The organism is Alteromonas halophila, assembly GCF_014651815.1.
GTDB classification, from domain to species: Bacteria; Pseudomonadota; Gammaproteobacteria; order Enterobacterales; family Alteromonadaceae; genus Alteromonas; species Alteromonas halophila.
The window spans coordinates 444,234-466,399 of the sequence record NZ_BMXP01000003.1; the positions used below are offsets into that span (position 1 = coordinate 444,234).

Here is a 22,166-nt window from a genome sequence, read left to right on the forward strand (position 1 = left end):
TTTACTTCTCCGACGTGGCTTGTGTAGTCAGGTACGCCAGTGTGGCGCGCGTCTGGGCGATGTCCGACGTGATACTCAGCAGCGCAATCTCAGCCTCGAGGTGTGCCCTGCGTGCATCCAGTACGGTCTCGACATCACCTTGCGCGGCGGTATACGCATCCAGTGTGGCCTCAGCATAATCACGGCTTTGCGGCAAAATCTCACTTTCATACATGGTCTTACGTTCATAAAGGCGACGCAGTACCGCGCGTTCACTGCGCACGCGTATCATCAGATCGCGAATACGTGCACGGCGCCGGGTCTCAATGGACTCTGATTCTGCGAATGCTGCCCTGACCGCGCTGTCGTTGGCCGCCTCGTTAAACAGCGGCAGATCCAGGGACACGCCAACCGAGAAAAAATCGGCGCGCGAGGCCCCGTCGTGGTTATCCGCACGATAGCCATAACTGCCGTTTAAGGCCCATTGTGGCGCATGCTGCTGTCTGGCCAGTGCCACGGACTTGTCAGCAACGGCATGATCCACCGCCAGTACCACCACTGACGGATGCTGCGTTAGTCGTGCAGACAGCCAGGCGTCAGGAAGCGGTGATTCGGTCAGTTCCACTGACAATGGAACAGCCGGTAGTGTGGGTGGCAGCGTCAGCGTCGCCGACGGCATTGCCGTCAAGGCTGCCAGTGATGCCAGTGCCTGCTCCTCGCGCTGCAAAACCGAAGCGCGCTGCTCCTTTAACTTCACCAGCGCCAGTCTGGCATCCAGTACATCCTGCTGACGCACGCTGCCCACCCCGGACTGGTAGGCCGACGCGGTGCTCTCACGCAGTTGTTCGAACAGGTCGATATTGGCATTGATTAGCACGCCATGCTGTCTGGCCTGGGCATAAGCGATGTAATGCCGGGTAACGGTCAGCGCCACACGGGCGATGCGCTGTTGGCGTTCGACCGGGTGACGATTTGCCATTAACCGCTGTTGCTGGCGATTAAGCGCAACAGACTCGCCGCGGGGCAAGGCCTGCGAAACACCAACACGCAGCTGCGTCATTGGCTCCTGTTGAAGTGAAAAACTGTCAACAGGCAGGTTGGCTATCGTTACAGAGAGCGACGGCGAGGGACGGGAGGCCACTGCGTTCTCACGCAGTGACTGTGCCTGTTGTGCCTGCTCACTGGCCAAAAACCAGGGATCACGTTCAATAGCAAGACTGATAGCCTGGTTAAGGGGTAATTCAGTACTGCCAGGCTGGGCGAACGCCGCCCCTGCGAAAAATATCAGGGCAGCAGTTGCCCCACGTAAACACGACATAATGGTGACTCCGGAACGCCAGAAATCTTACGCACTGCCAAAACAAGACAATGCAACGGATGAGTTATTCAGCAGGGCTTAGGCGTGCCGCGGAGGACGGTAATGGGGGAAATGAGGTAACCGTACCTGCGCAGGTACGGCATAAAAACGCGCAGGCACAGGTTTAAGCGAACAGCCAGTTCGCTGTCATCAGCAATAAAGGCGCTGCTGTGCAGAAGGTGGCTGTCGCACTGACAGTCATTTTCACAACACGGCGGCTGAACAGCCATATCGTTCTCATGACAGTCACTTTGCATGTCGGCCATCACGGCCTGGTTCATATGCTCGTGATGACACACGGTATCATTCCCGGCCGCAATCACCTGCAGTGACAGCGAGAATGTCAGAATTACCAGTAAAAATGTGCGCGCCAGTTGCATAGTAACCATATGATTAATGACCAGTATTAACCTGTTAATGATATCGCTTAACCACATGTTTGCAAGAAGCAGTGCGCTGATACACCTGGTGACAGGTGCCGGCAGGCAGAAAAAGAAGCGCCCGCAGCATGGCGGGCGCAATCGAAGGGGCTGGTGCTATTTCACCATTACCGTTCCTTTCATCACCGATGAGTGACCTGGGAACGAGCAGAAAAACATGTAGGACTCGTCGGCCGACAGGCCTGACACATCTAAGCTTACCGAGGTTTGCTTACCACCACCAATCACATCGGTGTAGGCAATCACACGGTCGTCATTAGGTTTAATGTAGTTGTTGTCCAGGCCGGCGCTCACACCGTCATTAACAACACCCTGCATATCTCCTTTGGTCGACATGACCCAGTTATGGCCCATCGCCGCTTTGGGCAGCTTACCGGTATGTTTCAGTGTGACCGTAAACTCATCACATGAGGACGGAATGGTCATCTCACTGGTGTTAAATTGCATTGCGTCGTTGGCTTCAATAGTGGTTTCACACTCATTGGCCATAGCGGTACCTGATGCGCCCATCAGTACGACACCGGCTAGCAGATGTTTCAGCTTCATAACGAACTCCTAAACATAAATAAACTAACTTTCGTCCCAGTTATTTAAGAAAAATTCACCGCTAAAGATCACCGCCGGCTGCTGCTATGTCGTATTTTTAATGTTCTGAATTCGTCTGGGCATGTTGTACAGCATCCAGTCGTCGCGTCCATGGATCCTGCGTAGCCAGTGACTGCCAGCGGTTACTGTGACCAGCACAGCCGGGCTGTTTTTACCGGCGCGTTGCGAGTCGGAGAAGGAATCACTGCATGCAGTAACCAACGAGCTGACCAGCAGCAACAGCGTAAACAGTGCATGGTTTTGCATAGGGAGCATCCGTGTTAACTGTTTTCATCATCATAGAAGTAAGCGGCACTCACACCACCGTCTATTAAAAAATCACTGCCACAGATGTAGGCGCCCGACTCTCCCATCATAAACTCTGCCACCGCTGCCACTTCCTCTGCGGTACCCAGGCGTCGCGCCGCAGAACTCGCAATCATTGTTCGATAGCCATCACCACCCTGACCCTCAAGCTCCCTGCGGGCAAGCGGTGACATCGTAATTCCCGGGCTTAAAGCATTGAGCCTGGCACCGCGGCGCGCCCACTTTACCGACTCAGCCCGTACACGCAGCGCACAGCCTCGCTTGGCTAACTGGTAGGCATACATGGCATCATCGATACCCTGCAACAGTGGCAGCGACAACAAGGCATCCGCCGGCGTCAGTGCCAGCTGTCTTTCCTGTTCAGCAGACAATGGCGCTAACCGGTGCCCGGCCTGAGAAGAAATTACCAGGCCATTGCCGCCTCGCGCCATCACAGCAGCAAAGCAGTCGAGCACCAGCGCAGTGCCCAGCAGATCCACACGAAATACCAAGTCGGCGCTTGCGTTGCTTGGCGATACGCCCGCCGCGCAAATCAGACGCTCGATATTTCCCATCGACGCCGCCTTCGCAGCCAGCTCTCCGACAGAATCACGTGAACGCACGTCCACTGTGGTGTCAGTCACCTGATAGCCGGTGTCTCTGAGCGCTTCAGCCTGCGCGGCAGCGTTGTCTGCACTGACATCTGCAAGCAGAATATGACGGCTGGCACTGACCCGTCTGGCGCATGCCACGCCTATCGCGCCTGCGCCCACCAGCACAGTGATCTTCTCTTTCATTTCACAGTCCCGTTATAAGTCTGGCCTGGCAACATCTATAAACATTTCACGACTCAACATTGCCATAAAAAAGCGTACTATACTGGTTTTTCTGCACTCGCAGCGACTGCAACAACGGGGACGTTATGCGATTAAAAAACAAAACCGCACTAATCACCGGCGCCGCACGCGGTATTGGTCTGGCCACGGCGCAACGATTCACTGAGGCTGGAGCGCAGGTGTTGCTTACCGACATTGATGATGAAGCCGGTCAGGCTGCTGCCGCTGCACTGGGAAGTAAGGCCCAGTATCGACACCTGGATGTGTCGTCAGAGTCGGAGTGGAGCGCGGTAACCGGCTCACTCAGCGAGCTGGACATACTGGTTAATAATGCTGGCATTACCGGCTTTGCACAATGCAGTGGTCCCTTCGACCCCGAACATCTGGATATGGACAGCTGGCACCGTGTACATGCAGTGAATCTGGATGGTGTTGCGCTTGGCTGTAAATACGCACTGCCGCTGCTCAAGCAAAGTCGGGCGGCCAGCATTGTGAACATCTCTTCACGCTCTGGTCTTGTGGGTATCCCGGGTGCGGCGGCCTATGCTTCCAGCAAAGCCGCAGTCCGTAATCACAGCAAGAGCGTAGCGCTGTACTGCGCGGAAAAAGGCTACCCGGTGCGTTGCAATTCGGTTCACCCCGGCGCCATTCTCACTCCAATGTGGGATGCAATGCTAGGTGAAGGTCAGGCGCGTGAACAGGCCATTGAGGCAGTTGCGGCCGATATCCCGCTGGGACACATGGGTAGCCCCGACGACGTCGCCTATGCGGCTTTATATCTGGCATCCGATGAGTCTGCCTATGTCACTGGCATTGAGCTGAATATTGATGGCGGGATCCTGGCAGGCAGTGCAGCCCGGCCGGACTAGCACCTGAATAACCCAAAAAGAGGCTTTCTCAGCGGTAACGGGCCTTCAGGATACGGCGTGTCTTTTTTTGCACCCTGCCCAGCCTACGTCACATGGTCAACCTGACGGTCGTCAGTTAATTCTTTCGTACTGCTAACAAAAAAGCGCCGTAAAGGCGCTTATTTCGGTGTGGTGCACTTACATAATGCGCCCGAAAACTCTTTTTCTCGACCCTGACTGACGCTTACGACGCAGATTAGAGCGGATCTGGCTACGCTTGCCCTCAAGCCAGCTTTCCCGATCAACTTTGGCGTCAGCGCCCCGGCGGCGCTCTTCGGTAGCCCGGTAGCTGCAGAACTCACCATAGGCGTTCAAGTCCAGCGATAATTCCTGAATGACCAGCTCAATCATAATGGCGTCATCCAGATACCCCAGACCCGGAATATGGTCCGGCACCATATCCTGAGGGTCCACAAAATACGCCAGTGACGTCAGAATATTCTTTTTCTCATCATCCGGAAGCTGCCATTCTTCATCCTGTACAGCGGCCATCAGCATTTCCAGCGAGGTCAGACGTTCAGAGACAAATGCAGGTACGTTTGCTTCTTCGATTTCCTTACACGCCTGGGCAGCCTTATCTAAAATTTCTTCGTCAGAATACTTACTGGCATTATCCGCCGCCGCTTTCATGGCGTCGCGAAAATGATCGAGATCCTCATCGGATAGCTCAAAGGTAATTGATATAGACATGATTTTTTCGTTGTAGTCCCTGGGAAGTTAAAAAGTAGCCAAGCTAACGATGGGTGTCAATCATTTGCGTGTAACGAGCTGTTACGCCAAAACCGGCATGGCGCCTTTTGCGGGACTGCGCCATAGCACGCACATGACACCTCTGCCTGGTGCTGGCTGTGAAAATTTGCTGAGATAACTGTATTGACCACACTGTTCACTGAATGATTTTTGCAGTACTGGCCAACGCTACCAAAAGCAACTATAACGACACCAGTATTGAAAAAACGCAGGGGAAAGAGTTGTCTTTCCCCTACCGCCTCACCGCTTGTTACTGCCCATTTCAAACACCAGGGTTCCGCCCTTCATAATCGCGTCATACGACACGGTTTTGTCCAGTTCACGACCATTCAAGGTCACGCGCTGCACGTAGCCCTGCGTGTCCGGTGTTGCTTTAACAGTAAGCGTTTTATTTTCACCCACGTTAATCGCAACTTCCTCAAACTGAGGCGTCCCCAGTACGAATTCGCCACCAACCGGATTGAGCGGATAAAAGCCTAGTGCGCTGAACACATACCAGGCCGACATCTGTCCCACATCGTCGTTACCCGCCAACCCATCCGGCTGCGCCCGGTACATGGTTTCGCGAATTGTTTTAATGCGATCTTCGCCCTGCCAGCGTTCATCCGTATACGCATACAGATAAGCGACATGATGCACTGGCTCATTGCCGTGCGCATACTGACCAATTAACCCGGAAATATCTGGTGACACATCCCCCTGCATCTCAGAGCTGGTAGTGAACAGGGTATTGAGTTTATCAGTAAATGTTGCTGTGTCGCCGAACAACGCAATCAGGCCTTCGACGTCATGAGGTACAAAGAACGTGTATTGCCAGGCATTGGCCTCGGTATAGTCTGTCTTGCGGTGCTCAACAAAGGTAGGATTAAAGGGACTCACCCAGTCACCGCTGGCCGTTTTGCCACGCATAAATCCGGTCCCGGAATCAAACAACCTTTTATAGCTTTGTGCACGCTGTTCAAACCGTTCGGCCACCTTCTGGTTTCCTATTTTCCCAGCCAGCTGCGCTATGGCCGCATCATCAAACGCGTACTCCAGGGTTTTAGATACTGCCTCTACTTCCAGATCAGACGGGACATAACCGTATTCACTAAACAGGTCTATACCAAACCGTGGCTGCTGCGCCGAGTCCAGTGACGCATTGAGCAATGCCTCGCCACTCACGTCGGTAAGGCCTTTCAGGTATGCATCCACAATGACCGGGACGGCGTGGTAACCAATCATGACATCCGTTTCGTTAGACATCAGATCCCAGGTTGGCAGCAGCCCGGTTTCTTCATGGAACCCCATCATCGAATCAACCATATCGTCGACCTGTTCTGGGTTAGTAACGGTGAGTAGCGGATGGAGGGCACGAAATGTATCCCACAGCGAAAATAAAGAGTAGCGCTGGTAATCCTTACCCGAATGCACTGCACCGTCAGCACCGAAAAAGTCACCATTACTGTCACTCACGTGTTGCGGCGCAATGAACGCGTGGTAAAGCGCTGTAAAAAATTTGGTCTTGGCTGTTTCGTTATTATCACTTACTGCGAACTTACCAAGCTGGGTCTGCCAGGCTTGTTGTGCCTGTTGCCGGACATCACTGAAGCTGTGCGATCCCACTTCATCGTCAAGATTTGCGCGGGCATTGGCAATACTGGTGTAGGACAGACCCACATTGACCTGTAAGGGGGTGTTGTCAATATCACCAAAGTTAAGCACCACTTTGCTGTCTTTCGCTGTTAGCGTATCGCCACTTACCGCGTCTTTACCTTTGTAAAGGGTATGCGCAAATGGCTGACTAAAACGCGCCGTAAAGTACATGGGCTGAAGTTTCGCCCACCCGGTCGACACCCGGTAACCACTTAGCGTATAAGCATCGTCGATGCGAAAAAACGTCATAACAGGTTCGTCGTAGTTTTGCGCGTAACCCAAATCGAACAGCAGCTTCGCATCGTCCTCACCGTTAAAGGTATAACGATGCACACCGGCTCGGGTGGTGGCAGTCAGCTCAGCACGCACCTGTTCTGCAGGAAGGTCAAGGCGGTAATACCCAGCACGGGCGTCTTCATCGTCGTGAGAATAGTGCGTCGAGATTCGGTTTTTATCATCCCGCTCGCGCGTGTCGTAGTCACCCCGGAATGGCATGACCAGAATATCCAGCATATCACCGACACCGGTACCGGAAAGGTGGGTATGACTGAACCCCAGCAGGGTATCATCTGAATAGTGGTAACCCGACGTCCAGTCCCAGCCTTTAGACGGATTATCAGGGCTGAGCTGGACCATGCCAAACGGGACAACAGCACCGGGGAAGGTGTGGCCGTGCCCGCCAGTGCCTATCATTGGGTCAACATAGCGCAGTACATCCTGCGTCTGCGCAGGTTCTGCAGTTGTTACGTTGTCGGATGCGCAGGCCGCAAGAGACAGGCACATAACAGCCGCGCAGGTAAGAGCTCTTTTCATATTATTCATCGTTCAGTTTGTTTAACCAGTTAACTTTCAAAAACCAGGAAGTCAGCACCATCACCACCGTAGCCAGCGCAAATTCCCGCCACTGCTGTATGACCAGATAAATCGGCATAATGACCAGGGACAGTTGCCAGATGATGCCCACGGCCACATTTGTCAGATCGCGATAGGGCGTGATGGCCAGCTGTGTATTCGGCTCCTCTTTGAGAAGCGCATCCCGCACCGGTCCCCATACCCCCCAGGGCCGGACCGTACGATAAAATTGTGTCAGGGTTTGCATGTCATCCTGCGGGGTCACCAGAGATGCCACTATGCAGGCGATCACACTGACCAGCAGCAACCAGGGAAAGGCATAAAGCGGATGTGTTTCAGGCGCAATGAGCGGTATTGCCAGCGAGACAACCAGCCCCGCAATCATCCCCCAGAAATAGCCATAGGAATTAAATCGCCACCAGTGCCATTTAAGCAGATTAGCCGCGGCATAACCGCCAAACAGCGCGCCGAAAATCCACTGCATAATGCTGTTAATAGACTCCAGAAATACCCCAACAGTAACACCGCACAAGACCAGTAATGCCGATACCAGATAGCTGACTTTGACATACGTCCGGTCAGATTCATCGGGGCGGAAATAGCGTTTATAGATGTCATTAACAAAGTAGACCGGCGCGGCGTTCACTGACGCAGCCAGCGTTGACATGAATGCAGCCAGTAACCCGGCAATCAGCAGGCCGGTCAGCCCGACCGGTACGAACTGATTAATTGCGTAAGGCAGAATTTGCTCAAAATCGAAGGCGCCCTGCGCCTGAATTTCCGGTCCCATATACACCAGGGCCAGAATTGTCAGACCGGCGACCATCATGTAGCGCGGAAAGAACATCACCAGCGAAACCATACCGCTCATTTTGGCGGCGTCTTTGGCGCTGCGAGTGGCCAGTATCCGCTGCATATCATAGCTTGGGACCGGGCCGGCCATACTGGTAAGTACACCTTTAAACAGCATCAGCATAATCATCAGGCCAAACAGTTCCATGCTGTCATTGGCAATTTTGTCGTTCACACTGTCGATAACCCCCTGCCAGTTAAGATCGAGGCGCCAGCTGAACATCACCTCATCCCAGCCTTCGGGCGTTGCTGCTGCAAGTTGCTGCGGGCTGACTTCTGACATTGCGATAATACCTACCGCCACGGCAGCCACCGTCATTAATACAAACTGCAGTATTTCGGTAAACACCACCGAGTACATGCCGCCTTTAATGACGTACAGCGTGGTCACGACAAATATAATAAGTGCATAGACATCAGGCGCGATGTCCCAGGGGAAAAAGATAGCCGCAAACTTGCCAATTCCCTTGAATGCATAAGCGATAAAGCCAACCGCACTGACCAGCGCGAAGGCAATCACTACGAACTGACACAGACGCGCACCGTCACCATTGCCGAACCGGGTTTGCAGCCATTGTGCGCCTGTCATCACGCCTGAACGACGCAACCATACCGATAAGTAAATCATCAGAAATATCTGATTGAAGATGGGCCAGACCCACGGTAGCCAGGCACTTTTCAGCCCGTAAACAAAACACATCGAAACCAGCCACATGGTACCGGCAATATCAAACATACCGGAGGCATTTGATACACCCAGCGCCCACCACGGAATGCGGTTACCCGCCAGAAAATAAGTGCCCATATTGCGACCGGCCAGGCGCGAGATATATAGCCCAAGGGCCAGCGTACCCAGCAAATAGATCACAATGACGCCAATATCCAGACTACTGAGATTCACAACTACGGCTCCAACTGACAGGCATTAACAGAGGTGCTCCTGAGTGAGGCAATAACCGGTGCCGGGTTGCGGCACTCCGCCTCTGTCAGGGCAAGACGCACGACCTTAGTCTGCGCGGGCCTGAGATCAAAGAAGTTGTCGTCAAAATTCAGATTCTCTGCGTTTACCTCAAGATAAACCTGACGCAACCAGACTGTTGAGTGCAGCGTAACAATGAGTTCGTTGTCAACGATGTCAGTCTGCATGTCTAACTGATGGGGTGCCAGCGGCTGTTCAACCGGGCTGGCAAAATAGTGGACCGTTTCATCGACAAGCTCGCCTTCACTGTCGAACATCTGTGCCACCAGCGCCAGTTCAGTCTTGTCGACGGTGCGCAGAGCTTCGCTGCAGTCAATATGCTGCCAGCACTGCAATGCGTTTGGCTCAAGCGTCAGCACCGCCTCGTCACCGTGAAGGGTATCGCCACTGAGTGTACACAGACGGTATGTGCAGGTGAGCACACAGCTGCGCAGCGTGTCATTGGTGACCGTTACACTGACCGTCTCCTCATCCTGCGATAAAATCAGGTGCAGGGGGGCAAAGCTTCGTCTGGCCTGATAATGCAGTGCTTTCCACTTACCATAGTAATCAATCCCCGCCCAGGACGCGGCAGGCCAGGTGTCGTTGAGCTGCCAGTAGAGGGTGCCCATACAAAATGGCCGGGCTTCACGGTGCGCGTCAAAGGCAAGCTTCAGCCCCAGCGCCTGCTGAACCTGGCTTAGGTAAACCAAATCAGCGAAAGACTGTGGCTGCGGATACGTACCCTGCATATACTGACTAATCAGACGGTTGCCGCGCGGATGTTTTTGGTGCACCGCCAGCACCTCAGAGTCCAGGTGCTGATCCTGCGGCAACGTAAAACGGTCAAAGCTGGCTGGCATTGGAAAGCTCTGAAACCCATATTCACTCATAAACCGCGGAACCCGTCGCTGGTACTCGCTGAAGGGCTCTTCCCCGTGCCATACCCCCCAGTAATGATGATTGCCTATGTGATCTTCATCATCTTCCCAGAATCCAATTGGCGAAGAGCGCAGGTAAAAGCGACCACTGTCGTGCTCTTCTACTTTACCGGGCAAAATGTCGTCAAACAGTGTCATGTAATCTGCTTTCAGCCGCTGATACAAGGCCTCACTGTAGTCAAACTTTTCCGGCCACTGCCAGTGTTTAATGGCCATATCCACTTCATTATTGCCACACCACAAGGCGATACAGGGGTGATTACGCAAACGACGGATCACCGCGTCAGCTTCATTCATCACATTGGTAAGAAATGCATCGTCGCCCGGGTACAAAGAGCAGGCAAACATAAAGTCCTGCCAGATGAGCATGCCATACTGATCGGCCAGGTCGTAGAAATGATCATCCTGATAGAGACCGCCGCCCCAGACCCGTAACATATTCATATTGGCACTGGCGGCCGAGTGGATAAGCGCCTCCTGCCGCGCCGGGGTAACACGGTGCACAAAGCTGTCAGCGGGAATATAATTCGCGCCTTTCATAAACACATCATGGCCGTTCACTTTAAGGTAGAACGCCTGGCCGAAACTGTCCGGTTCACTCACTACTTCTACGGTTCTCAGACCAGCAGACTGACTGCAGGTATCCAGCGTGTGCCCCTGCTGCGACAGGCTGACAGAGAAATGATACAGAAACGCTTCACCCAGCCCGTTTGGCCACCAGCGTCTGGGATTAGGGATATCGAGGAACAGAGCATGTGTCTGCTCCTCTGAAGTCAGTGTGACGGTCTCTGCCGGGATCTGTACGTCGGTCTGCGCACATTCAACGCTGACAGCTACGCTCTCGCCGACTTTTCCTGCGATAGCAATATCAAGTCTTAAGCGGGCACGCTCGTCTGATAAAGCGCACTGACGAACAGCAACGTCCTGTATCCTGATGTTGTGTACACCCTGCAGATATATATCGCGAAAAATCCCGCTGGTTACGAACCGTGGCCCCCAGTCCCAGCCAAAGTGACAAGGTGCTTTACGGTTGTACACACTGAGTTTGTCCTCAGACTTATCGTTTTCCGCTGGGTAGGCAAACCCGGCCTGTTCAAAGCGTGGCCGTGTCTGCGTGATCGGTGAATGGAAATAGATTTCCAGGGTATTTTCACCCTCCACAAGCCAGGGTTTGCAACTGATGCGCTGACCAATAAACATGTTTTCGCCCGTGCCTATACGGGTGCCATTGAGTAAAATGTCACAGTAGGTATCGAGACCGTCAGCAACCAGCTGAATGTCATCATACTCAGCCAGTTCAGGGTTGAGTGAAAAAGTACGCCGGTAGATCCAGTCTTCACGTTCAACCCACTGCACACGGCTTTCATTGTCCCGATAGAAAGGATCGTCAATAACACCGTTGGCTTCCAGGTCAGTGAAATTGCAGCCAGGCACCGTGGCCGGAAGCCAGGATGTCTGGCTTGCCTGCCTGAACTGCCAGGCGCCGTTGAGTGGCTGTGAAAGTCGGATTTCCGGGTTGTAATGTAATGCCATAAATAAGTATCGTCCGGCGCGTCAATCTGCGCGTTGAGAAAATGAATGAATGTACTGGCTTAAGGTGCGGACCTTGTCGGTGCATACCTGGCCATTTTTCAGCACCGCAGAGAAACTGTGGAATGATAACCGGGGGTAACAGTGGGCCAGTGCTGAAAAAACCGGTAGCGTATCGGCTGACACGCCACCACCTACAACCAGTTCAAGATGCTTGGGAAATGTGTCTGCCAGCTGCGTTAGTCGCTGTAAGCGCGCGTCTTCCGGGCCAGTGGAACCCCATGTCTGCCCTGCGGATAAGATCCTCGCAACGCCCAGTTCCGCCAGTTGCCGGGCTGCGATAGATGCATTGCTGACTGCGTCAAAGGCGCGGTGAAACGTCAGGCTCAGGCCATGATGATGCGCCCGTGCAGTGAGATGGTGTGTGCAATCTACGTCGATCGTCCCGTTCTCACCAAGGGCAGCCGCCACTACCCCGTCTGCACCACACTCTGCGGCAGTATCGATCTGCTTAAGCATTTGTGTACGCTGCTGTGCACTGACATGAAAGTGGTCAGCATGATTTCGGATCATCACCAGTAGCAAAACCTCCTTGCCCAGCACACGCCGCGCACATTTTATGCTGTCTGCAGTTGGTGTGAGCCCGTCTTTGTCCATGGCGCGGCACAGCTCTACACGGTGTGCTCCACCATGTTTTGCAGCCAAAAGGTTATGCGTCAGATGAGGGCTGTCCGCGGCGACACATATTTCCAGCATTAGCTGCCGATCTCCCACTCACCCAGCCGCAATGAGAGCTCGCTGACATCGCTGGCTTGCAGGCCGGCGTGCGTGAATGTCTGTCCGGGTTTAAGCATCACAGGCGCACTGTACTGCGACCAGGCTTCACTGACCGGCAAAACAATTTGCTGCTCAGTACCGTCATCACGAGCCAGGTACACCGTGACCGGCGCACTGGACTGGTAAGTAATCGTCACATTCGCGTCTGGCTGCAGCTGACCGCTAAGCGCAAACAGGGGGATCCGCGCCTGCTCTGCATCACCACTCACCAGCAGTGAACTGCCGCCATTAAACGCCTTGGTAAAGTCAAAGCGCACATCCAGCTGATGCTGCCCCTGTATGGCAAATTGCCACGTGGGTAGGGCGTCTTGTCTGCCCATGTCAGTCCATTCTCCGTCCACTTTACTTCCCGCCTCAAACCAGGCCTTGCCATGACCGGTATTGAAGCTTGTTTTCAGCGGCAGCCTGATTGCTGACTTAGCCGGATAGATGGCCCCTACCCCAACAAAGCCTTCTGTGTCGCGCGTGGCCAGATTTTTATTATCACCGGAAAATAACCGGTGCTGGGCTGCATAAAACGCATTTACATTGTCCGGATTGCTGATGAAATTGCCCATTGCGGCGGTGTGCGCATTGCCCGAAAAGTTGTAGTTAAAGTTAGGCGCAAACAGTGCCAGTGAGGTAACAGGCTGCTCATGTTGCTCCAGCGCCGTTAGCCAGCTGGTTTCGCTGAATGCGCGCTGTGCATTACGGTGCGGCCATAAGTCAGCCCCCATAAATACATCATAGGGTGAGCGGCCAAGGGCAACCGCCTTATCGCGACTCGCCAGCACCATCTCCCGGTCCCACCAGTAGTTGATGAACATGGCGTCACTGACGCGGCCATCTTCCTTTAGAAACATCGCATTGGTATCGTTCAGCATGTTCTGCCAACGCACTTCGCCACTTTCAACCATAGCGTCATACCAGTGGATCTCCATGCCCGCGGGAGCATGATGCGTCAGGTAACGCACAAACGCCTTCATTTTTGCCGCTAGCTGGCGCCCACGCTCCGCGTCCTGCGCGCCTTCGATGAGTTCGTTGTTGCTGTCTTTTACCGCTGTGAGGTCAGTTTCCTGGTTGATAAGCCAGCCATCGAAACCGTAATAGCGGGCGATCGCAATAAGCTGGTCAGCGATAATAAAATTCCCTTCCGCGTCCTGTTCCAGCAATTTTTCGGCAGTATCAGCACTGCCCCCCCATTTCGCGATGCCCAGAAACACCGAACCAATCACTTTTACGCCATTTTTATGGGCTATATCGACCCAGGGGCGCGCAGGGATTTGTATATTCAGATCAGCGGTACCGGCAAACCAGTTCAGCACATCAATTTGTGACCATTGCGTAAAATTGTAAAGATTGAACGCAGACTGCGGTTCTAGGTAGTTGGCAAAATTATTCATGCCATCTGGCGCGAACAAAACACGCGCGGGCGTCATCTTGCGGGCATTGGTGTCTGGTACTGGCGCAAAGCGTCGCGCAGCCAGCGGCTCAGCTGAACGGTTTTGTTCGCTGGCTAAAGCAGAGTCAGGTTGCCAGTCTCTTGCCTGCTCAATGGTAAGCGCAAACGGGGGCTTGTCTGGCGTAACCGCAGCCTGAACAGCGTAACTAAACAGCATTAATATAAAGACAACTCGCATCAGCGTTTCTCCTTAAGTAAGCTGGCAGCATCTAATACCTCGTCCTGGCTGGCATGCCTGACAGCAAAATTAAAGCCGGGCTGAATACAGTAGGCGCCATGGTCTCCGCGACGATTTAACGCCAGAAACCCCACCTGATAGGCTGCATAGTCACCCAGTCTGGTAGCAATTCGCTCTACAGCTTGCTGACAAGCCTGTTGTGGGCTTGCGCCATGACGCATGAGTTCAACCACCAGGTGGCAACCGACCGTTTTTATCATCAGTTCCCCCATTCCCGTGGCAGTCGCCGCGCCGACCTCGTTATCCACGTAGAGACCGGCGCCGATAAGCGGAGAGTCACCGACTCTTCCCGGAAGCTTATAAGCAGCACCACTGGTCGTACAGGCGCCGGACAAGTTGCCGTGGGAGTCCAGCGCCAGCATGCCAATGGTGTCGTGATTTTCTATATTAATATGCTGTACGTCGCGTTTTTTTCGCCATTGTTGCCAGTCGGCGTGCGCCTCTGGCGTCAGCAGGTTTTCCAGTGTGAAGCCGTGTTGCAGTGCAAATTCCTGGGCACCCTCACCAACCAGCATGACATGCGGCGATTTATCCATCACCAGCCGTGCAACCGAGATAGGGTGCCTGATCTGCTTAAGACACGCCACCGAGCCGCAATTCATGTTCTCATCCATGATGCAGGCATCCAGCGTCACCTCGCCGCTGGCATCCGGATAACCGCCATAGCCAACGGTGCGTACAGCCGGGTCGCCCTCGGGTATGCGCACACCCGTCTCAACCGCATCGATGGCGCGCCCCTTCTTTTTCAGTACTTGCCATGCAGCATGATTCGCCGGCTGACCATGTTTCCAGGTCGAGACAACAACTGGCTTTCTGACAGCTGAAGCGCTGACATTCTGGCTTAACAGCATCGCGCCGGTACCCACCGTGACGCCTTGCTTAAGAAACTGTCTGCGTGTACTCATCCTACATCTCCTGCGTGTTTTGACGTGCCGCAAACTGCTGTAGCGCAAAGGCGCACGCTCCATCTTCGGGCGTCGTCAGCGGAACACATAACCGGTCACGGACTGGCGCTGGCAGCCACTGGCTGAGCATTTCGCTGACACCCCCCACCAGCGTAACCGCTGGCGCGCCCATAGCCTGAAGGCGGGCAATGACGCGTGCCAGAAACTGCGATGCCTCGTGCATGATGGCAAGCGCCACCGCATCACCCTCCTGAGCCAGTTCACTGACCAGCGGCGCATACTGCCCAAACACGTGGGGCGGTGCATTCTGTAGTTGCTGCGCCAGTTCCACTGGCGACTGATGCTGCAGAATATGTCGGGTCAGATCCGTCTCTCTGCCTATGCCCTCTGCGCCTGACAACGCAGCTTCAATGGCTTTTAATCCCAGCCATGAGCCACTGCCCGTGGCATTAAACGGGAAGCCATACCCCCCCACTGTCTGAACGCCAGATGCAGTCTGTACCGCCGCGCTGAATCCCGTACCAAGGATAATCAGACCACCATGCTGGTTGCCAAACGCTCCCTGTAAGGCGACGTGCAGATCGGAGGTGAAGTAACAGTCATGAAACGGGTGCGTCCAGTTTTCCAGGGCATTCTGCATCGACGGCAGATGAAGACCAGCAATGCCCGCACCGACGACAAGACGTGCGTAATCGCGTTCTTCCAGCCCGGCGTGTTCCATGGCCATCTGGATGGCCTGCATGATCGCACTGGTAGATTTCGTCACCCCGTGTACCGGGTTGGCGCCTGTGCTTACTCCCCGTCCCAGGATTGTTCCCTGATTATCTTTGATCAGGGCGCGGCAGCGGGTTCCCCCGCCATCGATACCAGCTATGTACTGCACCTGTTGGCGTGTTTCTGACAAGGTATGACTCCGGGAATCGTATTAAAAAAGCGGGAGACTCTGAACGCAGCAGTCCCCCGCAAACACCACCTATTGCTGCGGACCGATAAGTTCGATTTCGGCAATCTCTACCGTATCGCTATCGGTTGCCTGAGACACCGCCAGTCTGTATGTGGTGTAAGCAAAGCCATTTGCCATATCATACAGAGTGCGCTGCGTGCCATTATCCCAGGTTTCACCTGACCAGCTTTCAACCGTGTGCCAGGTCTCGCCACCATCATTTGAGCCAAGCAGTACAAAATCTGCCGGGCTGTTCGCCGCTTCACCATTGGTGATTGCGATACTGTTGACAATCTGTGACGCGGGCAGGGTGATATCCAGCCAGGTTTCTTCACCGGCCGTGGCGGACCAGCGCGTTGCGGTATCGCCGTCAATGACTGCCGCAGGGGCATCACCACTGCTGGCACTGACACTGACGCCAGCCTGCATCGACAGGTCAACGGATGAATAAACAGGACCAATCAATTCAATTTCCGCGACCTGCATCAGGGTGTCGTCGCCCCGGTTTTTGGTCACATTAAAGCGATAGAATTTGTAGCCTAAGTCGTTGCTGAAACTAAACTGACGACGTTCAAAGCGCTCGTCAAAGTTCTCACCAATCCAGCCGGACAGGGTGACCCAGTTTTCACCATCGTCAGACGCTTGCAGATTGAAATTCTGCGGATCACGGCTTGGCGCGTCGTTGGCGCTGATCAGGGCCAGTTTATTGACCGTTACCGGCGCCGGAAATGCCACTTCAGCCCATGCTGGATCTTCAGCGGTAGGTGCACCCGCCCAATCGTTATGATCCAGCCATTTGGTTTGCGGATCACCGTCAAACGCCTTCTCACCTGATTCAGCGTCACTGATTGCGTAGCGTTCAGTCACTGTGCGGCCATCGGTCAGTGAGTGATTCACGTCCGCCGTCACCGGGCCAATCAGTTCAATCTCTGCCAGTTGCATCAGTGGCGCGTCACCTTTGTTTTTGGTGATATTCAGGCGATACAGGCTGTAACTGAGTGAGTTATCAACACTGAATGTATTGCGGGTAAAGCGGTCGTCAAAGTTCTCACCAACCCACTCGCCCAGTGCCACCCAGGTTTCACCACCGTCATTACTGCCCTGCAGATTAAAGTTTTGTGGATCGCGGGCCGGTGCATCATTGGCACTGGTGATGGCCAGGGTATCCACAGCAACAGCTTCCGGGAATGTTACCTCGACCCACGACGGTTCATCGTCTGTCGGTACACCGCCGTCGTCCAGCCATTTGGTTTCCGGGTTATTGTCAAAGGCCTTGTCTTCAGCTTCCGCGTCGCTAATGCTGCTGCGGGCACTTAATGACACCGTCCCTACTGGATCGGTATGATCGACTGACGGGTAGATGGGGCCGACCAGCGCAATTTCTGCCAGCTGCATAAGCTGGTCGTCGTTGCGGTTTTTGGTAATATTCAGCCGATAATGGCTGTACTCAAGCCCGTTACTGAAACGGAAGGCCTGACGTTCAAAGCGCTCATCAAAATTTACCCCCACAAACTCTGCAAGCGTTACCCAGGTTTCACCGTCATTTGACGCCAGCAGATTAAAGTTTTGTGGATCACGGCCTGGAGCGTCATTGGCGCTGGTGATGTAGAGAGTGTTAACTGCGTGCGCTTCGGCAAACTGAATTTCAATCCACGAGGGATCCTCAACCGTTGGCGCGCCCTCATAGTCATTGTGGTCAAGCCATTTGGTGGAAGGATCGCCATCAAAAGCTTTAAACTGGTTTTCATTGTCACTGATGCTGTTTCGGGCAGTGATGGTGGCGCTGGCAATATTGTCTGCAGTTGTAACCTCGCGTACCGGGCCACTGCTGGCTTCTGGTTCGCTAAATGCCAGCGTCGGATCAATAATATCTTCCGCTGTCAGTCCCAGCGCAGCCAAAACCGGCATCGCTGCAATGTCTTCCATGAGTGCTTCCCGGAGCGGCGGCAATAACGACTCATCGCCCTCGCGCGCGGCGGTAATGGCGGTCATTACCTCATCCATCTTACCCGTCATCGTTTCGGCTTCGTCCATGTCTGCAAATGCTGCATTCAGCAGAGAAAGCTTAATAACGTCGGTACTGGCCAGTACATCTTCACAACTTGCCTGCTGACCTTCCTCAGGCTCGGAACACTGCTCGTCGACAACAAAGTTGCTGTACGATTCCGCACTAATGAGTGGCTCATTGAAAACATTGAGTTTTACCGTGCTGCCCAGCGCTTTAACCACATCGGCGGAACTGTCTGCCAGCGCCAGCTCAAATAACTGACGCACAGAGACATTGCGCCCGCCGTCGATATCCGCTTCAACCAGCCGGGTGCCCATGGTCGTCAATGCGTTGGCCTGAAATGCTGCGTCGGCGGTACCGTCGGCCGCATTGGCATAAGGTACATCGACATAGCTCATGGTAGTAAAACTGGTGCCGGATAATGGTTCGCCACTCAACATCCCGCCGGTAGTGACACCGGCACAGTTAGCGGCATCACAGACCATCGCTGACTCACTGTCGGCAGTAGCCGTAATTTTCACCATGCCATCGAGTCCAAAGCCCTCGGCCCCGGTCACGGAAAAGTCTGCGACGCCGTTGGAATTGGTGCGTGCGCCCCCGTCATCAATCGTCAGTTCCGCACCATTCATTTGTTGCACTGAGATAGCCGCATTACTGACAGTGCCTTTGACTACACTGCCGCGGACATCTGCCGAGGTATACTCAACGGTTTTCGGTATATCCTGAGGATCCGGGCTGTCTGCACCGCCGCATCCATAAAGTCCGGTCAGGGCCACAGCGACCAGGGCTGACAGTGGTTTAATAGTAAATGTATTCATGATCGTTCCTTTGCAATAGCGTTATTCTGTCAAGTCGTGGTGTCAGCGTTAAAAGCGGTACGTCGCGCCTGCATAGAAGCGGCGGCCAGCGTAGCTGTTCTGCACGAACCGGGCGTTGGTATCATCGCCCAGGTGACGGTAAGCCTCGGATTGCGTCAGGTTGATAACAGAGGCAGAGAGCACCAGGTTTTCGGTCAGGTTGTAACTTGCGTTCACATCGACCTGGTCGTAGGGCTCTTCGTAATAGTTCATTTCCCAGTCAGAGTTATAGCCCTGCACGGTTCTGCCGCGGCGGTTATATGATGCGCGGATGCTGAAGTCCTCATCCTCGTAGAACACGGAGAAATTGACCTGATATTTCGAGCTGCCGATCAGCGGCGACTCCCCTACTTTTTCACCGTTTAACTCAACATCAGCCTGGTTTGTTTCGTTATGCGTGTAATTGGCATAGACGCCAAAGCCGTTCTCGAAGAAATGCTGAATAAACACTTCCATCCCTTCAGAGCTGGCGTCGGTGCCGTTGGCGACGGTATTGAAATCACGTACCAGAATACTGTCACCTCCGGCAGTGACGACTTTGTCCCCGGCGTTCTCCAGCGTGAATTCACGGGTTGGGCTGCTCTGGTTTAAGTCAATGATCAGCGGCACAACGAAGTTGTCGACGTCCTTTTTGAACATTGCGATACCCAGGCCTGATCCCTCGCCGTAGTAATACTCCAGAGACACGTCAAACTGTGTCGACAGCAGTGGTTTGAGCTGGTTGTTACCCCCTGATCCGGTCCAGCCTTCGCCGTCGATAATCTCGTCAAAGTTTGGTTCGCCGGCACGATCGGCAGAATATTCGCTGGACGTGTAGGTGAGCGTCTGGAACTGCCCCAGATCGTCATAGCCCGGGCGTGCCATTACTTTTGCAGCGGCACCGCGCAACACCCAGTCATCGTTGATATCCCAGACCAGGTTCAGGCTAGGCAATAGCTTATCGTAGGTATTCTCTTTTTCGATGTAGACAAAATCCTCTACCCGCTGCTGTTCAATGGGTAGTTGCGTACCTTCATCATCTGTCCAGTCCAGGCGGTAGGTTATTTTGTCAGACGAACCGGAAACCGTTTTGGTGCGCACCCAGCGCAATCCGATGTTTCCGCGAATCGCCTTGTAATCGTAATCAGCCTGAACGTAAGCAGCGGTAATTTCTTCCTGAACATCGTAGACGTAATTTTGCTCTTTACGGGTGTAGTGAACAAAGTTGTCATTCAGGTAGTCCTGGTATTTGTACCAGTCGACAGCCGGGAACAGGTTGGTATTGATTACATCCGACAGGTTGTCCAGCGACTCAGGACGGATCATATCAACAATGTCCGGAATACCGCCGTTTTTCGAATAGTCATCATCCAGATCGATGCTGCCTTCGGCTTCTCCCTGCGCAATATCGAAGTCGGGTGACAGGTAAAAGCTGTTGCGGGTATCACGGTGGATCTCGCCATCCCGGTACTTGGCCCCAACCCGCAATGTCGACACAATGCCGTAATCGACAAAATAATCCAGGTCGATGCTCGCGTAGGTCTCTTCCTGTGTGCCAGTCACAAAGCTTGAATCGGTCGCTCCAGCATCAGCCTCTCCACCAATACCATTTTGCAGATTACTGATAGCGCCTGGATCCATGTAAGTGGTCATCTGCTCATTCGACAGATCCCAGCCATAATATTTAGAGGCTGCGTTCAGGTAATAGGCCGCCCGGTATTTTTCTTCGGGACCACCTTCTGCTTCAGTGTGTCCCGCTTTGAATCTCAGCTCGAAATAGTCGCCTTCGTAGTTAGCGAAGAAATCAAACGTATCAGAGGTACTTTCCTCTACCTTATATTCACCGTTAATCCGTGGGATTGGTGAATCCTGGTAGGTGCCGCCGGCACCAGAGCTGTAATCGATACCAGTAACATACTCGGCGTCGGCATTAACCCGAATGTCGGTCCAGTAATTGTCATTGTTGTTCCATTCGGGGTACTCCAGCTGGTTGAGGATAGAGTCCTGTCCCAGCGTAAAGCGGAAATAGTTCATTCCCAGTTCAAGCCGCTCTGTTGGCCGCCACTGAGCTGTAAACTGGATCCCTTCGCGCTCGCGCTGCTCTTCCAGCACTTCCTGCACCATACTTTGCGGTGCATAGCCCTGAGCACCACCTTCGACGGTCTGCTGGTTTTGCATTTGCGTATAATAAAAGTTCTGGTTCAGGATATTGACCCGTGAACTTTGCGCACGGTTTGTGCGTTCCTGATTGGTGTAACCGACCAGAAAACCAATGTCTTCATCGTCGTTCTTCCACGAATAGATACCGCTGAACTGCGGCTCATACTTATCGGTAATATCGGCATTAGTGTACTCAAGATTGAGGATCCCTGAGTTCGCATCCATTTCGAAGGGTTTTCTTGAGTGCATCAGAACGGTACCACCGATCCCGCCTTCATCAAGACGGGCCTCGGAGGATTTGTAGACTTCTACCCGTGAGATCATGGTTGAAGGCAGCAGTGCGTACGAGAACGAGCGCGAGGGCTCACCGGGTGAGGATGCAATGAAGTTACCGTTGAGCTGAGTGAAGGTCAGATCAGAAGACAGACCACGAATGCTGACCGTTGCCCCTTCACCGCCTTCGCGCTGGATGACCACACCAGGTACACGCTGCAGGGAATCAGCGACGTTCTTATCCGGGAATTTACCTATATCTTCAGCCGTAATCGCATCGACTGTTGCGTTCGAGAGTCGTTTAATAGACAGGTTTTCTGCAGAAGATGCGCGAATACCACGCACCTCAATGACTTCTGTCTGTTCCTCGTCAGAAGCGTCTTCAGACTCTGTGTTGGTGTCCTGGGCGAATGCTGAGCCCATCCCTGCAAGCACAGAAAGACAAATAAGTGAACGTGTAAACCCTGTTTTGCCTGATATCGCGTGTGCTGAGTTCCTGATTGCCATCGGCTTCTCCAGTTTATGTAATCGTAGACAAATGTATATCTTATTTTTCTTTTATCGTTTTTTATCAGATTGTTACGCAATACCAACTT

16 protein-coding genes are annotated in these 22,166 nt (G+C 53.5%); 1 reads left to right on the plus strand and 15 read right to left on the minus strand.

The window, feature by feature from the left end:
* Position 1: 1 nt before the first annotated feature.
* The 5 genes from IE054_RS09135 to IE054_RS09155 all read right to left on the minus strand — a co-directional run bounded on the left by IE054_RS09135 (position 2) and on the right by IE054_RS09155 (position 3,464).
* The gene (locus IE054_RS09135; protein WP_189405563.1) at positions 2 to 1,297 is read right to left on the minus strand and encodes a TolC family protein; all 1,296 of its coding nucleotides are present in this window, start codon (positions 1,295 to 1,297) and stop codon (positions 2 to 4) included.
* Positions 1,298 to 1,365: 68 nt separating this feature from the next.
* Complete coding sequence (locus tag IE054_RS09140; RefSeq protein WP_189405565.1) at positions 1,366 to 1,725, minus strand: hypothetical protein; 360 nt, start codon at positions 1,723 to 1,725, stop codon at positions 1,366 to 1,368.
* Between the two features lie 147 nt (positions 1,726 to 1,872).
* Positions 1,873 to 2,322, minus strand: a complete 450-nt coding sequence (gene azu, locus IE054_RS09145) for an azurin (RefSeq protein WP_189405567.1) — start codon at positions 2,320 to 2,322, stop codon at positions 1,873 to 1,875.
* An 84-nt stretch (positions 2,323 to 2,406) separates the two neighbouring features.
* Positions 2,407 to 2,628, minus strand: a complete 222-nt coding sequence (locus IE054_RS09150) for a hypothetical protein (RefSeq protein ID WP_189405569.1) — start codon at positions 2,626 to 2,628, stop codon at positions 2,407 to 2,409.
* 14 nt (positions 2,629 to 2,642) lie between these two features.
* The gene (locus IE054_RS09155) at positions 2,643 to 3,464 is read right to left on the minus strand and encodes an SDR family oxidoreductase (RefSeq protein ID WP_189405571.1); all 822 of its coding nucleotides are present in this window, start codon (positions 3,462 to 3,464) and stop codon (positions 2,643 to 2,645) included.
* Positions 3,465 to 3,589: 125 nt separating this feature from the next.
* Between IE054_RS09155 and IE054_RS09160 the strand changes: the two genes are divergently transcribed.
* Positions 3,590 to 4,372 (plus strand): SDR family oxidoreductase, encoded by a 783-nt coding sequence (locus IE054_RS09160; protein ID WP_189405573.1) that lies wholly within the window; start codon positions 3,590 to 3,592, stop codon positions 4,370 to 4,372.
* A gap of 177 nt (positions 4,373 to 4,549) precedes the next feature.
* Here IE054_RS09160 and IE054_RS09165 read toward each other — a convergent pair whose 3' ends face one another.
* The 10 genes from IE054_RS09165 to IE054_RS09210 form a co-directional block, all read right to left on the minus strand.
* Positions 4,550 to 5,101: a YkvA family protein gene (locus IE054_RS09165; RefSeq protein ID WP_189405575.1), complete on the minus strand. Its 552-nt coding sequence runs from the start codon at positions 5,099 to 5,101 to the stop codon at positions 4,550 to 4,552.
* Between the two features lie 300 nt (positions 5,102 to 5,401).
* A complete protein-coding gene (locus IE054_RS09170) occupies positions 5,402 to 7,609 on the minus strand; it encodes a GH92 family glycosyl hydrolase (protein ID WP_229805051.1) in 2,208 nt (735 codons plus the stop codon).
* A gap of 1 nt (position 7,610) precedes the next feature.
* Positions 7,611 to 9,401, minus strand: coding sequence for a sodium:solute symporter family protein (locus IE054_RS09175; protein WP_189405579.1), 1,791 nt, complete (start codon positions 9,399 to 9,401; stop codon positions 7,611 to 7,613).
* A gap of 2 nt (positions 9,402 to 9,403) precedes the next feature.
* A complete protein-coding gene (locus IE054_RS09180; protein ID WP_189405581.1) occupies positions 9,404 to 11,932 on the minus strand; it encodes a beta-mannosidase in 2,529 nt (842 codons plus the stop codon).
* A gap of 21 nt (positions 11,933 to 11,953) precedes the next feature.
* The gene (locus tag IE054_RS09185) at positions 11,954 to 12,685 is read right to left on the minus strand and encodes a copper homeostasis protein CutC (RefSeq protein WP_189405583.1); all 732 of its coding nucleotides are present in this window, start codon (positions 12,683 to 12,685) and stop codon (positions 11,954 to 11,956) included.
* Complete coding sequence (locus tag IE054_RS09190) at positions 12,685 to 14,385, minus strand: endo-beta-N-acetylglucosaminidase (RefSeq protein ID WP_189405585.1); 1,701 nt, start codon at positions 14,383 to 14,385, stop codon at positions 12,685 to 12,687. The genes IE054_RS09185 and IE054_RS09190 overlap by 1 nt, the downstream gene beginning before the upstream one ends.
* Entirely contained in the window at positions 14,385 to 15,350 is a 966-nt protein-coding gene (locus IE054_RS09195) for a glycosylasparaginase (protein ID WP_189405587.1), read from the minus strand. Before IE054_RS09195 ends, IE054_RS09190 begins: the two co-directional genes overlap by 1 nt.
* Before the next feature lies 1 nt (position 15,351).
* Positions 15,352 to 16,254, minus strand: coding sequence for a glucosamine kinase nucleotide-binding domain-containing protein (locus IE054_RS09200; RefSeq protein WP_189405588.1), 903 nt, complete (start codon positions 16,252 to 16,254; stop codon positions 15,352 to 15,354).
* Between the two features lie 69 nt (positions 16,255 to 16,323).
* On the minus strand, positions 16,324 to 19,119 hold the full coding sequence (locus IE054_RS09205; protein WP_189405590.1) for a discoidin domain-containing protein: 2,796 nt from the start codon (positions 19,117 to 19,119) through the stop codon (positions 16,324 to 16,326).
* Positions 19,120 to 19,167: 48 nt separating this feature from the next.
* Positions 19,168 to 22,077 (minus strand): TonB-dependent receptor, encoded by a 2,910-nt coding sequence (locus IE054_RS09210; RefSeq protein WP_189405592.1) that lies wholly within the window; start codon positions 22,075 to 22,077, stop codon positions 19,168 to 19,170.
* Positions 22,078 to 22,166 lie beyond the last annotated feature (89 nt).